9 protein-coding genes are annotated in these 14,811 nt (G+C 61.8%); all 9 read left to right on the top strand.

Annotated elements, in window-relative coordinates; genetic code table 11:
* Positions 1-140: 140 nt before the first annotated feature.
* The 9 genes from guaB (at position 141) to VUN82_18035 (ending at position 14,800) form a co-directional block, all read left to right on the top strand.
* Positions 141-1,652, top strand: a complete 1,512-nt coding sequence (guaB, locus tag VUN82_18075; protein ID XAS70980.1) for an IMP dehydrogenase — start codon at positions 141-143, stop codon at positions 1,650-1,652.
* Positions 1,653-1,752: 100 nt separating this feature from the next.
* Complete coding sequence (locus VUN82_18070) at positions 1,753-3,642, top strand: ABC transporter ATP-binding protein (protein XAS70979.1); 1,890 nt, start codon at positions 1,753-1,755, stop codon at positions 3,640-3,642.
* 52 nt (positions 3,643-3,694) lie between these two features.
* The gene (locus VUN82_18065) at positions 3,695-4,831 is read left to right on the top strand and encodes a GuaB3 family IMP dehydrogenase-related protein (protein XAS70978.1); all 1,137 of its coding nucleotides are present in this window, start codon (positions 3,695-3,697) and stop codon (positions 4,829-4,831) included.
* A gap of 72 nt (positions 4,832-4,903) precedes the next feature.
* Positions 4,904-6,658: a glycerol-3-phosphate dehydrogenase/oxidase gene (locus VUN82_18060; GenBank protein XAS70977.1), complete on the top strand. Its 1,755-nt coding sequence runs from the start codon at positions 4,904-4,906 to the stop codon at positions 6,656-6,658.
* A 48-nt stretch (positions 6,659-6,706) separates the two neighbouring features.
* Positions 6,707-7,195 carry a PTS sugar transporter subunit IIA gene (locus tag VUN82_18055; GenBank protein XAS70976.1) on the top strand — a complete coding sequence of 163 codons (489 nt, stop codon included), beginning with the start codon at positions 6,707-6,709 and terminating at the stop codon, positions 7,193-7,195.
* Positions 7,196-7,292: 97 nt separating this feature from the next.
* Positions 7,293-8,141 (top strand): SURF1 family protein, encoded by an 849-nt coding sequence (locus VUN82_18050; GenBank protein ID XAS70975.1) that lies wholly within the window; start codon positions 7,293-7,295, stop codon positions 8,139-8,141.
* On the top strand, positions 8,141-8,641 hold the full coding sequence (locus tag VUN82_18045; GenBank protein XAS70974.1) for a DUF3817 domain-containing protein: 501 nt from the start codon (positions 8,141-8,143) through the stop codon (positions 8,639-8,641). The genes VUN82_18050 and VUN82_18045 overlap by 1 nt, the downstream gene beginning before the upstream one ends.
* 121 nt (positions 8,642-8,762) lie before the next feature.
* Positions 8,763-10,352: a glutamine-hydrolyzing GMP synthase gene (gene guaA / locus VUN82_18040; GenBank protein XAS70973.1), complete on the top strand. Its 1,590-nt coding sequence runs from the start codon at positions 8,763-8,765 to the stop codon at positions 10,350-10,352.
* Positions 10,353-10,480: 128 nt separating this feature from the next.
* Positions 10,481-14,800, top strand: coding sequence for a DUF4011 domain-containing protein (locus VUN82_18035; protein ID XAS70972.1), 4,320 nt, complete (start codon positions 10,481-10,483; stop codon positions 14,798-14,800).
* Positions 14,801-14,811 lie beyond the last annotated feature (11 nt).

Raw genomic sequence — 14,811 nt, 5'->3', positions numbered from 1 at the left:
AATACCCGAAGCACCTTTGCCTTGCAGTACCTCATGCATAGGCCAATTTATGCACAGGCCAGTCCCGTAATGACGGGCTGGTCATCAGTTGCAACCCCTACCAGTTAAAGCCCCCAGAACCCAGGTAAGAGGCCGCACTCATGACCCAGCCCGAACACGATCCCTTCGGCTTCGTAGGCCTGACCTACGACGACGTCCTGCTCCTCCCCGGACACACCGATGTCATCCCTTCTGACGCGGACACGTCCTCCCGGATTTCCAAGCGCATCACGGTGCAGACGCCGTTGCTTTCCGCTGCCATGGACACCGTCACTGAGTCCCGCATGGCCATCGCCATGGCCCGCCAGGGTGGTCTGGGCGTCGTGCACCGCAACCTGTCCATCGATGACCAGGCTGAGCATGTGGACCGCGTCAAGCGCAGCGAATCCGGCATGATCACCAACCCGCTGACCATCGGCCCGCAGGCCACGTTGCAGGAACTGGACGAGCTGTGTTCCCGTTATCGCGTCTCCGGCCTTCCCGTGGTGGACACCGACGGACGCCTGCTGGGCATCGTCACCAACCGCGACACCCGGTTCATTCCGGAATCTGAATTCCCGCTGCGCAGCGTCAGCGATGCCATGACCAAGATGCCGCTCATCACCGGCCATGTGGGCATCAGCCGCGAGGAAGCCTCGCACAAGCTGGCCACCAACAAGATTGAGAAGCTCCCGCTCGTTGACGAGCAAGGCCGTCTCAAGGGCCTCATCACCACCAAGGACTTCACCAAGGCAGAGCAGTACCCGCTGGCCACCAAGGACGACGAAGGCCGACTGCGGGTTGGTGCTGCCATCGGCTTCTTCGGTGACGGTTGGGAGCGCGCCATGAAGCTCATCGACGCCGGGGTGGACGCACTCTTCGTGGATACCGCCAACGGCCACTCCCAAGGCGTGCTGGACATGATCCGCCGCCTGAAGTCGGATCCGATTGCTGCCCACGTAGACATCATTGGTGGCCAGGCAGCCACCCGTGAGGGTGCCCAGGCCCTGATTGACGCCGGTGCCGATGGCATCAAGGTCGGTGTTGGCCCAGGCTCCATCTGCACCACCCGTGTTGTAGCCGGTGTCGGCGTTCCACAGATCACGGCCATCTACGAATCCGCGAAGGCTGCCATCCCGGCAGGCGTGCCGTTGATTGCCGACGGCGGCCTCCAGTACTCGGGCGATATTGGCAAGGCGCTCGTTGCCGGCGCGGACACCGTGATGCTCGGCTCACTGCTGGCTGGTTGTGAAGAGTCTCCCGGCGAGCTCATCTTCGTCAACGGCAAGCAGTTCAAGAGCTACCGCGGTATGGGCTCCCTTGGCGCCATGCAGTCCCGTGGAAAGAACACGTCCTACTCCAAGGACCGCTATTTCCAGGCTGACGTGTCCGGTGATGACAAGCTCATCCCGGAAGGCATCGAAGGCCGCGTCGCGTTCCGTGGTCCGCTGGCATCGGTGGCCTACCAGCTGGTCGGTGGCCTCCGCCAGACCATGTTCTACACCGGCGCCCCCACGATTGCCGAACTCAAGGCACGCGGCAAGTTCGTCCGGATCACTCCTGCCGGCCTGAAGGAATCGCACCCGCACGATATCCAGATGACGGTGGAGGCACCGAACTACGGTTCCCGCTGACATCAGTTTCTAAAAAGCTGTTCCCCGTGGAAGCCTCCACGGGGAACAGCTGTTTAAGGGCCGCAACGGAAATGTCTGTGGGTAGGAATAGGCTGGGGACATGTCCGAAAAGCCCGCACAACCGCGGCACCCGGAGTCAGTCCGGCTGAATTCAGTCCAACCCGGCAAAGCGCCCCGCAAGCTTGCCCTCCGGCCATACGCACGCGCCGTCGGGCAGGTCCTGAAGGTGAGTTTCAAGGCATCGCCGATTGCAGTCATCATGAAAGTGGCTGGCTCCCTGATTTCGGCCACGCTGCCGCTGGTAACCACCTACTTCGCCGCGTTGACCACCACTGCGTTGGCCGCCGGTTACGCGGGAGATCCCGACGCCGGTCCACGGGCCATTCTGTACGTCATCATTACCGCCGCGCTGGGACTGTTTTGGGGCGCCTTCAGCAGCGTCGACCGATACATCCAGCAGTTGATGAGCTTCAAAGTAGGCGCGATCGTCGGCGACATGATGTACGAGCGCTTCCTGGCGCTGGAGTTCTGGCGATATGACGACAAAGAAACGGTGGACCTCTACGATCGCGCCAAGCGGTTCTCTGATTCCTATGCGCGGGTCCTGGACCGGATCGCGGCCATCTTTACGCAGTTGGTTTCGGTCATCCTGGCAGTCGGTGCGCTGTTGTTGGTCAGTTGGTGGATCGCTGTCATTGTCCTTATAGCGATCGTCCCGAGCGTCTACTTGCAGTTCAAACTCTCACGAGAGCAAATAGCGCATTGGAATACCCAGGTGGATTCCCGGCGTCAACGGCGAATGATCGAGACCAACCTCCTGAGGCCCCAGCACATTGCCGAGATGCGGCTCTATGGAATCGTGGGCTATTTGATGGACCTGCGGTCCCGGCTTCGGGACGCTGACGAGCGCCGGCGGCTGGACTTCCAGAAGCGCTACATCCCCAAGCAACTCGCAGCGGACGCCCTGCAGTATGGGGCCGAGGTTGTGTCGTTGATCTGGGTGGTGGGACAAATCATTGCCAGGGCACAGGCGGTAGGGCAGTTCCTCTATATCCAACAGATCGTCAGCCGGGCCCTGTCCACCGCCAGCAACCTGGTCTCGTCGCTGAGTTCCATTGACGAAGACCTTGCCAACCTCAAAGACTACGAGCTGTTCATGGCGCTTCCGGTGCCCAGCGGCCACGAACCTCCCTTGGTGAAGTCGCCGTCCGTTGTGGAAATGCGGGACATCCGCTTCAGCTATACGGGGAGTGACGTTGAAGTTATCAAGGGCATTTCCCTGACCATCAGGGCAGGCCAGCACATTGCGATAGTTGGTGAGAATGGCGCAGGAAAGTCCACGCTAATCCGGATCCTGGCCGGACTGTACCGGCCGGATTCGGGCCGAGTATTGCTCGACGGCGTCGACCTCACCGGAATCGACGTGACCAGTTGGCACCGGCACCTTGCGGTCCTGAGCCAGGAATTCCTGAAGTATGAATTCGCTACGGCCGCGGAGAACATCTATTTGGGCGATGTCGATCAAGCCCGGGACGAGCAACGCATCCGGAGGGCAGCCTCAGACGCCGAGGCCATGGAGTTCATCAACAAGCTGCCCAACGGCCTGGAAAACCATGTGAGCAATTGGATGGAGGATCCACGCGGGCGCAAGGGGAGTGGGCTCTCAGGTGGGCAATGGCAGCGATTGGCCATGGCCCGGAACTTCTACCGGGATGCCTCCTTCATGGTCATGGACGAACCGACGTCGGCCATCGATGCTTTGGCCGAGCACCGGATCTTCACCCGGCTTTTCGCGGACCGGAACAGCACCATCATTGCCATCAGCCACCGGCTGGCCACCATCGAAAAGGCAGATGTTGTGTACATGCTCGAAGATGGCCGGATTGCCGAACAAGGAACGCACAAGGAGCTGGTGGCATTGAGGGGCCGCTACTTCCGGATGTTCGAATCCCAGCTCACTGTGGAAGAGACCAGCCAGAACACCCCCTAAGAGCAGCTCGGAACAAAACGGTGGCTTGGTTTTGGTGGGATAAACTCGAGCAGTGACTTATGAGATTGAGATTGGCCGTGGCAAGCGTGGGCGTCGTGCCTACTCCCTGGATGACATCGCGATCGTTCCGAATCGTCGGACGCGTGACCCGAAGGACGTCTCTGTCTCCTGGCAGATCGACGCCTATAAGTTCGACATGCCGGTGATTGCCGCCCCCATGGACTCTGTGATGTCCCCGGACACGGCCATCACTTTGGGCCGTTTGGGTGGTCTTGGCGTCCTGGACCTTGAAGGACTCTGGACCCGGTACGAAAACCCACAGAAGGTGCTCGACGAGATCGCAGGCCTGGCCAACGAAACCAGCAGCCCGGCCGTCACCCGCCGAATGCAGGATCTTTACCAGGCACCCATTCAGCCAGAGCTCATCAGCTCCCGCCTGGCCGAGATCCGCGCCGCCGGCGTCACCGTGGCCGGCTCCCTGACCCCACAGCGCACCCAGGAACACTACAAGACCGTGGTGGCTGCCGGCGTCGATATTTTCGTCATCCGTGGCACCACGGTCTCTGCTGAGCATGTCTCCAAAAACCATGAGCCACTGAACCTTAAGCAGTTCATCTACGAACTCGATGTCCCCGTGATCGTTGGTGGAGCAGCTGGTTACACACCGGCCCTGCACCTCATGCGGACGGGTGCCGCAGGCGTCCTGGTTGGCTTCGGTGGAGGTGCTACAACCACCACGCGCCGTGCGCTGGGCATTCATTCGCCCATGGCGTCGGCCATCTCGGACGTCACTGCGGCCCGTCGCGACTACATGGATGAGTCCGGTGGGCGCTATGTCCACGTCATCGCCGACGGCGGCATGGGCCGCTCGGGCGACATCGTCAAGGCCATCGCGATGGGAGCGGACGCAGTAATGCTGGGCAGCGCCCTCGCGCGCGCCGAAGAAGCTCCGGGCCGCGGCTGGCACTGGGGTCCGGAAGCGCATCATCTCGAATCACCCCGTGGCGACCGCGTCAATGTTGGCACGGTCGGATCCCTGGAGGAAGTCCTCTTCGGGCCCGGGCACCACACCGATGGTACGTCCAACCTCATTGGCGCTCTGCGTCGGTCCATGGCGACCACAGGGTACTCCGACCTCAAGGAATTCCAGCGCGTGGACGTCGTAGTATCCCCATACTCGGGCAACTAGGACTTCTGCCAATCGGACCGGCCAACAAGTAGGGTAGGGGACTACCAGCAGTTGCGTTTGAGGAGGGGTCCGATGAGCAATGTCGCAGGCGGTCCGCAGGTGAATTCTCCGGGAGCATTAAGCCCGGAATCCCGTGCCGCGTCGATCGAAGTCCTGAAAGCCACTGCCGAACCCGGCAAGCAGTTGGACATCCTGATTGTCGGCGGAGGAGTGGTGGGGGCTGGAGCAGCCCTCGACGCCGTGACCCGCGGCCTCACGGTGGGCATAGTTGAGGCAAGGGACTGGGCTTCAGGGACGTCGTCGCGATCATCCAAGCTCATCCATGGTGGCCTCCGCTACCTTGAAATGCTTGATTTCGGGCTGGTCCAGGAGGCCCTGCAGGAACGTGGTTTGCTGATCCAGCAGATCGCACCCCACCTGGTCCGCCCTGTGCCTTTCCTCTACCCCCTGACGCGCAGGTTCTGGGAGCGCCCCTATGTGGGCGCGGGCATCATGCTTTACGACACCTTGGGTCTCACTTCCGGACACAGCCGCGGTGTTCCCATGCACAAGCACCTCTTCAGGCGCGGCACCCTCAGGGCGGCTCCCAGCCTCAAGGACGATGCCTTCGTTGGTTCGATCCGCTACTACGATGCCCAAGTGGACGACGCCCGTTTGGTGGTCAACCTTGTGCGCACTGCAGCCCACTATGGCGCCCATGCTGTGAACAGGGTGCGGGTGGTGGACTTCCTCCGGGAAGGCGAACGCGTGGTGGGGGCCAAACTGGAAAACCAGGAAGACGGCAGCGTCTTCGAAGTGCGTGCCAAGCAGGTAGTCAATGCCACGGGCGTGTGGACTGACGAAACCCAGGCCATGGTTACGGATCGGGGCCAGCTCAAGGTCAGGGCATCCAAGGGCATTCACTTGGTGGTACCGCGGGACAGGTTCCAATCCACAGTTGGGCTGATCCTGCGCACGGAGAAGTCAGTGCTCTTCGTGATCCCCTGGGGCCGACACTGGATCATCGGGACAACGGACACAGACTGGAAGCTGGACAAGGCGCACCCCGCCGCGTCCAGCAAGGACATTGACTACGTCTTGGAGCACGTCAACAAGGTCCTTAAGCGGCCCCTCACCCGCGAGGATGTAGAAGGCGTCTACGCAGGACTCCGCCCCCTTCTTGCAGGGGAAAACGACTCCACCGCCAAACTCTCCCGCGAACACGTGGTGGCTCATCCAGTGCCAGGGCTGGTGGTGGTGGCTGGCGGGAAGTTCACTACCTACCGCGTCATGGCCAAAGATGCGGTGGATGAAGCCACCCGGGCAATGGATGAACGGGTTCCCTCCAGCTGCACCGAAACGATCCCGTTGCTCGGTGCAGAGGGGTTCAAGGCCGCCTGGAACCGCCGCGGCCGCTCAGCGGAAGAAGCCGGCGTCCATGTTGCCCGCGTGGAACACCTGCTCAACCGCTACGGGTCCATGGCCTCGGAAGTGCTGGATCTCATCGCTGCGCAACCCGAACTCGGGGAGCCGCTTCCCGGTGCGGACGATTACCTTGCCGCAGAGGTGGTCTACGCCACCACCCATGAGGGCGCCCGTCATGTTCACGACGTTTTGACGCGCCGCACCCGAATCTCGATCGAAGCCTGGGACCGGGGTGTGTCAGCAGTGCCAGTAGTGGCTAAGCTGATGGGAGAAATCCTTGGCTGGAGCGAAGCACAGCGGGAAAGCGAAATAAAGCACTATCTGGCCCGGGTGGAAGCTGAGCGGCTTAGCCAGCAACAACCCGATGACGAATCAGCTGACGCCGCGCGCATGGGAGTCGATGACATCGTTCCCCTTCGCTGAGCAAACACAGGACCTGCGGCCGGAAGGCCACATTGGAGGGAACACGACTTGGCTGAACCACTTGACCGGTATGACGCGGAACTGACGACGCCAGACACCGTCATCCTGGAGCTCGTTGCCGAGGACAAAATCGACGCTGCGGCACAACTTGCGGAACGGCTTCACGCGGCTGGCCGGATCTCGAACCTCCAGGGCTTCCTGGAGCAGGTCCATTCCCGGGAACACCAGCTGGCTACCGGACTTCCCGGTGGCATTGGACTGCCGCATGCGCGCAGTGAATTCGTAGACCGGATTTCCATTGCAGTGGGCGTCACGAAGTTCGGCCATGCCCTGGATTTTGGTGCTACTGATGGCCCAGCCACGCTGATCCTGCTCATTGCCACCCCTGCCAGCTCCTTCTCGGACCATTTGGAAGTCCTGGCTACTTTGGCGCGTTCGCTCTCCAAGGAATCATTCCGGGAGTCCCTGCGGCGGGCCCACGATACCGAGGTCATTTCCGAACTCATCAACTCCAGCCTGGTGTTCTTCGACCACTGAGATTCGACTATTGAGATGGCCGCCACGGACCCGTTCCAGGACTAACGTTCTACCGTTCGTTTCGTTGTTCTACAGCCGGACGAAGTACGGTTAAGGGGTGTTGAAAACCGCGCTGAAACCCCGCTGGATCGCAGGACTCGTCTTTGCGCTTCTCTTGTCCGCGGTTTTTGTGCTGCTCAGCCAGTGGCAGCTCAGCCGGTCCACCCAGCACGAAGCTCCCGTATCGCCCGGCATTGAAGAGGTCAAGCCGCTGGTGGACGTCCTGCAGCCCGGGCAGTTCTTCCCCGGTTCTGTCTCAGACCAGATGGTCACGGCCACCGGCTCCTACGATCCCGCCAAGCAGGTCCTCGTGGAGGGCCGCCTGTACAACGGCCAGAAGGGATTCTGGATTGTCTCGGCGTTCGCTGTGGACAATGCTCCGAAGCTGAGCGGTGTCGCGGCCTCGCCCAAGACCTGGATTCCAGTAGCCCGGGGCTGGGTGGCCGACGCCGCCCAAGCCGTTCCGCCGCCGTCGGGCACTATCACGCTGACCGGCCGCCTGCTGCCCTCTGAAGCGCCGGTGCCAAACGTCGACGCCGGTCCAGGCCGGGCGTCTGCGGTGGCCGTTGCCGAACTCATCAACGTCTGGGACGTCTCCAGCTACCAAGGCTTCGTTGCCGCAACATCAGAACTAGCCGGAGGTGTTCCCGTCGTCGTCAATGACGCGGTAAAGCCCCTCAACATCCCTGCGCAGCCGCCGGAACAACAGATCAACTGGCTGAACCTCTTCTATTCCGTTGAGTGGGTGGTCTTCGCAGGATTCGCCCTGTACATCTGGTGGCGGATGGTGGCTGACGACTACCGTCGCGAGCTCGAAGACGACGAGTTCGACGAAGATAATCACCACCCCAACGAACCAACAAGCCCTGAACCCCAGCAACCTGGGCCAGAACAAAAGGTGCAGTAATGATTGAGCCCAAGCCGGCCATCCAGCCCGAGCAGTCCGGACCCAAGCCGAAGAAGCGCAAGTTTGGTGGAACGGAAGCCCAGATCCGTTCGGCGCTGAAGTTCTACAAAGTCATGGCCTACCTGACCGGTGCCATGCTCCTGCTGCTCTGCGCGGAACTGATTGCCCGTTATGGCTTCGGCGTATCGCTCTTTGCCGGTGGCACGGACGCCGTGACCGGTAAGCCGTTTGGCTTCGGATTCGCTGAGTCTGAGCCCAAGGGCGTGATCGGTGGTTTCAACATCTCCACCACTGTATTGATCGTCCATGGCTGGATGTACGTGGTGTATCTGGTGTCCAACTTCCGGTTGTGGTCGCTCATGCGCTGGCCCTTCTCCAAGCTGGTCTTGCTGGCCTTGGGTGGTGTCGTACCCCTGATGTCGTTCATCGTCGAGAAGAAGTTCCACGCTCAGGTTGAGGCCGAACTGGCAGCCAACCCGCAGGCCTCAAAGCGCTACTAGCGGCATCAGGGCCAGCCCAAGAGGCGTTAGGGTGTGAGATACCTAACCACCAGCCCGTAATTGACCTCTTCGGGCCGCTGCCAACGTGCACCGGGGCGGCCCGGCAAAGTAGTCTTGGTTGGTGACTACTCCCACCGCACCCCAGACTTCCCAGAAGCCGGTGCTGGTTGTTGACTACGGTGCCCAGTACGCGCAGCTGATTGCCCGCCGCGTCCGCGAAGCGAATGTGTATTCGGAAATTGTTCCGCATACCTTCACCACCGAGCAGCTTCTGGCCAAAAACCCGGCAGCCATCATCCTTTCCGGCGGACCTTCCAGCGTCTACGCAGAAGGTGCTCCGCGCGTTGGAGCGGACCTTTTTGAAGCCGGGGTGCCCGTTTTTGGTATCTGCTACGGCTTCCAGGCCATGGCCAACGCACTGGGCGGCAAGGTGGCCGAGACGGGCCTCCGGGAGTACGGCGCCACCGAAGCACTGGTGGTTGGCGATGCCCGCTCGATTCTTGATGGCGTGCCCTCCTCACAGAACACCTGGATGAGCCACGGCGATTCCGTCCAGGAAGCTCCCGAGGGTTTCGAAGTGCTGGCCACCACGGCCGGCGCACCGGTAGCCGCCTTCGCCAACGAGGAAAAGCGCCTCTACGGTGTGCAGTGGCATCCGGAGGTCAAGCACTCCGTGCACGGCCAGCACGTCCTGGAGAACTTCCTGTTCAAGGGCGCTGGCCTGAGCCCTAACTGGACCACGGGGAATATCCTCGAAGAGCAGGTGGACCGCATCCGCCAGCAGATCGGCGACTCCAAGGTCATCTGCGGTCTTTCCGGCGGTGTGGATTCGGCCGTTGCCGCAGCCCTGGTCCAGAGGGCCGTTGGAGACCAGTTGACCTGTGTCTTCGTGGATCACGGACTCCTTCGCGAAGGCGAAGCAGAACAGGTTGAACGCGACTTCGTGGCAGCTACAGGCGTAAATCTGTATGTTGCCAACGAGCAAGAGCGCTTCCAGTCTGCGTTGGCCGGAGTCAGCGATCCCGAGACCAAGCGCAAAATCATTGGCCGTGAATTCATTCGCGCCTTCGAGGAAGCGGAGCGGGCCATCATCGCCCAGGCGGCTGCCGAGGGTGAGAAGATCAAGTTCCTGGTCCAGGGCACGCTGTACCCGGACGTCGTCGAGTCCGGCGGCGGCGAGGGCGCTGCGAACATCAAGAGCCACCACAACGTGGGTGGGCTTCCTGAGGACCTGCAGTTCGAGCTCGTCGAGCCTCTGCGCGCCCTGTTCAAGGACGAAGTCCGCGCGGTCGGTGCCCAGCTTGGCCTGCCTCAGGAAATCGTCGGCCGCCAACCGTTCCCCGGCCCCGGCCTCGGTATCCGGATCGTCGGTGAAGTCACCAAGGAGCGTCTCGACCTGCTCCGTAAGGCTGACGCCATTGCCCGTGCCGAGCTGACTGCTGCCGGTTTGGACAACGATGTATGGCAGATGCCCGTGGTTCTGTTGGCTGATGTGCGCAGTGTCGGCGTCCAGGGCGATGGCCGTACCTACGGCCACCCGATCGTTCTCCGCCCGGTATCGTCCGAGGACGCAATGACGGCCGACTGGTCGCGTTTGCCGTATGACCTCCTGGCGCGCATCTCCAACCGCATTACCAACGAAGTGGATGGAGTTAACCGCGTAGTGCTGGACGTCACCAGCAAGCCGCCGGGAACCATCGAGTGGGAATAGCATTTTGAGTGGCCGGCCTCCTCTGGGAGGCCGGCCACTGTTCTTTCAGCTGTGAAATGACGGCGAATTTCGCATTGCCACAGTGTTGCGGAGCGGGCTGAAGGAGTATTCCCGCTACCCTCGAAAGTATGCCGGTATGGTCCAAGGCGTCTAAAGCTAGTACAGAAAAGAAGGCAGCAGTTGTGTCATTAGGTCAAGGCCAGGAAGAGGGCTCCGAAGAGCTCCGCAAATGGCTGTCCGGACTTAAGCCCGTTACAGGGGCGGACACGATGCTGCGTTTCGTGAAGACGCCCGAAGGCGCCATCGATCTCAGCAACGCACATCCGTCGGGCCTCGCGCAGCTGTTGGCTGGGCGTAGAACGAGGTTGTCCACGCTTATCCGCGACCGGCAGCAATATCTGGTGGCGGCACGGGCCGCACGCAACATTCGCTCCAAAATATTTGAGCTCAGCAATGATCGCGGTATCGAGGCCGGGTACCTCTCCGCCGGCACGGTGGTGTGGACTTCAGCCGTAGGCGGCAAACCCCAGCGGGTTTCCGCCCCTGTCATGCTGACCTCCATTATCCTGACCGTTCGCCCGGGCGAGGACGATTTCGAGTTGCAGCTCACCGAGCAAGCACGCATGAACCCGGCTTTGGTACGTCACCTGAAGACCGTCCACGGCATCGTCTTCGACGTCAATGCAGTAGCCCGCATGGCCTACAACACGGCCCGGCTTGACCCCCAACCGGTCCTGGATCGCCTGGCTACCCTGGTTCAGCCCATTCACGGCGCCGAGGTTGAATTCAACTTGCTCGTGACCACTTTGGCTGATCTTTCGGGAAACCTGGATGATCCGTGGATCAACATGAACAACCCCACCGTGGCTGCGCTGGGAACTGCTGCCAATGGTGGCGAGATTGAGCCCGAACCCATCAAAGCAGGGCGGTTCCCCAGCCTTGATGAACGCGACCCGGCAGACGAACTCCTCTTGCTCGACGCTGACACGGACCAGCAGTATGTTGTGGACGCTGTTCGCGCGGGAGATTCGCTTGTTGTCAGCACCCCACCGGGCAGCGGCCAGACCCAGACGGCAATCAATGCGATTGGCGCCTTGGTCAGCGAAGGCAAATCCGTCCTTGTGGTGGGAGACCGGCAGTCCAGCCTGGCGGGACTTTCTGCGCACCTGGAATCGCTGGGCCTGGATTCGATGTTGTTCCGTCCGGGCAACGGCACCACACCGCAGCAGCTAAAGGGCCAGTTGGTCCGTGCCATCATGCGCAATGAAAAGGCGCTGGAACCCCAACTCGGGAACCTCCATCAGACGCTGATCGGACACCGGCATGCCCTGAGGGACCATGTTGCCTCGCTCCACAATGTCCGCGAACGTTGGGGATGCTCGCCGTACCAGGCTATGCAATCGTTGGCCGAGCTGACGTCCATCCACCCGGCGCCGTCCACCACGGTGCGCCTGAAGCGCAGTGTGCTGGACAACATCAAGGACCGTGAAGAACTGGCTGGGCGCCTGCGTCGTGCTGCCGAGCTGGGCAGCTTCAGCCGGGCTTCCACCTCCAGCCCCTGGTACGGTGCCCGACTCGTAACCCGCAAGGAGACAGAAGAGGCCCAACAGCTTGCCCGCATCGCCGAGGAGAAACTTCCCGTCCTGCGCGAGCGCATGAAGCAGGTTTCGGATCACGCCGAGATCCGTTTGGCGGACACCTTCACGGAGTGGGGCGCACAGCTTGAATTGCTGATTGCCGTGCGCGAAAGCCTGGACAAGTTCACTCCGGATATTTTTGATCGCCCGGTGCACGATCTCATCTCTGCAACTGCAAGCTCGGCGTGGAGGCGGGAGCGGAACCTGGAGATGCCGTCCATGCAGCGTTCGAGGCTGCGGCGGGTTGCGAAGGAGTATGTGCGGCCTGGCGTTCACATCGCGGACCTGCACAGCTCCCTGGTCCTCGTCCAGGAGCAGCGTGCCCTGTGGGCGGGCTATGCAACCACCCAACGTCACCCGGCCGTGCCGTCGGGCCTCGCCGACCTCGGGTCCTTGTACCGCGAACTCGATGGCGAGCTTCGCCGTCTGGGTGAGGCACTCAAGCACACTTCGGCCGGTGGTTCGCTGCACCAGACTCCTTATCTGGAACTGATGGAGCGGCTCGAACGGCTGGTAGCGGATACAGCCACGCTTGAAACACTTCCGGAGCGCACACTCCTGATTGAGGAGATGCGCGAGCACGGACTCGGCGAGCTGCTCGCTGACCTTGCCGCCCGTGAAGTTCCGGCCGCTTCGGTGGCAGCCGAGCTGGACCTTGCCTGGTGGCAGTCTGCCTTGGAAGCAATGATCAGTGGTGATGATTACCTCGCCATGTCCGACGGCGACTCCCTCCGCCGTCTTGAAGCTGAGTACCGCCTCGCGGACCAAGCCCACATTGCCAGTGGTGCTGCGCGTTTGCGGTGGCAGTTGGCCCGGAAGTGGGGCCAAGGGATAGTGGAGCACCCCCGGCAAGCCGAGTTGCTGCGTGCCCTGCTGAAGGATGGTCGGGTGACGCTCCCTGCTTTGAGTGCGCAGGCCCCTGACCTCGTGCCCCTGCTTGTTCCGGTGTGGTCGGTGAGCCCGTACCTGTTGACGGGAGTTCTTCCGGCGGAGCAGAAGTTTGACGCCGTGATCATCATCGACGCCGAATCGACCTCACTTCAGGCCGTCCTCCCGGCGATTGCACGGGCCCGGCAAGTCATAGCCTTCGGGGATGCGAAGGTCGCGAACGCCCGCACCTTCAGCGTTGCCGTCGAACCCCCCGTGGCGGGAGTGGCCAGCCACGAGAGCGTGGACAGTGCGTTCAAAGCCTTGGCACGCGTCCTGCCCACCTGGCAGCTGAACTGGGTTTACCGGGCGGTCGATGAGGATCTGATCCTGCAGCTGAGCAAGAACTACTACGATGGCGGCCTCCGGCGTTTGCCTGATGGCAATTCGGTAACTGGCCTGGATCGTTCGATCCTGGTGGAGTACATCCCCGATGGAACCGGCCTCCCCGGCGCGGACCATGAGGGCGTTGAGTCCGTTACGGCGGAGGTCAACCGCGTGGTGGATCTTGTCTTCGAGTATGCCAGACTCCGGCCCCGCACGTCCTTGGCGGTGGTCACGGCCAGCCTGCGCCACGCTGCGCGGATCGGCGAGGCCATCCGGCTTCAGTTGCCCAACCACCCCTTGTTGTCCGCCTTCTTCGGCGCCGGCCCCGAGTCTTTCCGCGTCGTGGACCTCGAGCGCGCCCAAGGCCTGGTGCGCGACCATGTCATTTTCTCCCTGGGCTATGGACGGACACCCCACGGCCGCGCCTTGCACTCGTTCGGACCCCTGTCCACCGAGGGCGGACGAAACCGCTTTGCCTTGGCAATGACCCGTGCCCGCCGTTCCATGCACGTCCTGAGCTGCTTCCGCCCGGAAGATCTGGATCTGGACCGCTTGGCGCACGGGGCTGTGGACTTTTACGAACTGCTCGACCGGGAACTGTCCGGGAACAGCAACCTTGGAACCCCCGCCTCGCGTGCCGTTGCCAGTGAACAGGCCTTGGGGGAGGACCCCCTGGTTGCCGATCTCGGCGAGAGGCTGCGGGCCAGGGGTGCCCGCGTGTGGCACCTGTATGACGGTGTACTGGACATTGCCGCCGCTGCCGATCCCGTCCACACCATTGGACGGGAAGGCGCCGAGATTCCCACGCCAGTGGCAATCGAGTCCGATGGCACGGAACGTTACCGACGCATGAGTGTCCGTGAACGCAGCCGTCTGAGGCCCCAGCTGCTGGAACGCATGGGCTGGCGTTACATGTCCCTGTGGACCATCGAAGTGTTCACGGATCCTTCGTCCTGCGCAGATCGAATCGGGTCCTATTTGGGACTTGAGAACCATGTTCCCCAGGCCGCCCCGCCAGCGGAGCATGGCTTCCTGGACATGGATGTTGAACAATTGAATCTGGATAATGCTGGCTCCTCGTATGCAGGTTCCTCGTATTCCAGCTCCTCGTATGGGATTTCCACGTACAGCAGCTCCTCGTACAGCAGTTCCTCCGCAACCCGGGCTTCGCATCGGCAAAGCCCGGGAAGTCCCCAGGCATCGCTGGAATCCCAGCAGCCCGGACAGACAGATGTGAACAGGCGCAGGGGGGCGGATGGCGAACCAAGCAACGCAGAAGCCAGCAATCCAACCCCCAGTGATCCAGACGATGGGACTGAAGTACCAGTGAATGAACAGGGAACCGGCAACGAAAGCGGCTCTGACGAACAGACCGCAGCTGTAGGCGCCGAAAACGCTGAAGAGCAGGCAGAGTCAAAGAAGCCAGCGACGAAGCAGGCTTCCGGTGGAATCTTGCCTACCAAGGCCGCTGAAGACGATCCCCGGCGTTGGGGCGACGAAGGCAACTATGACCATGAGCAGTGGTTGAAGGAGCAGAAGCCCCCGCATTGGGGCTGATGAGATCACCG

This window comes from Micrococcaceae bacterium Sec5.1, from assembly GCA_039636795.1.
In the GTDB taxonomy this organism is placed as follows: domain Bacteria; phylum Actinomycetota; class Actinomycetes; order Actinomycetales; family Micrococcaceae; genus Arthrobacter.
This window is presented reverse-complemented; position numbering and strand designations above follow the sequence as displayed.

Coding starts and splice junctions, on each gene's coding strand:
- VUN82_18060 (XAS70977.1), top strand. CDS start 4,904: ATGAGCAATGTCGCAGGCGGTCCGCAGGTGAATTCTCCGGGAGCATTA.
- guaB (XAS70980.1), top strand. CDS start 141: ATGACCCAGCCCGAACACGATCCCTTCGGCTTCGTAGGCCTGACCTAC.
- VUN82_18045 (XAS70974.1), top strand. CDS start 8,141: ATGATTGAGCCCAAGCCGGCCATCCAGCCCGAGCAGTCCGGACCCAAG.
- VUN82_18070 (XAS70979.1), top strand. CDS start 1,753: ATGTCCGAAAAGCCCGCACAACCGCGGCACCCGGAGTCAGTCCGGCTG.
- VUN82_18035 (XAS70972.1), top strand. CDS start 10,481: ATGCCGGTATGGTCCAAGGCGTCTAAAGCTAGTACAGAAAAGAAGGCA.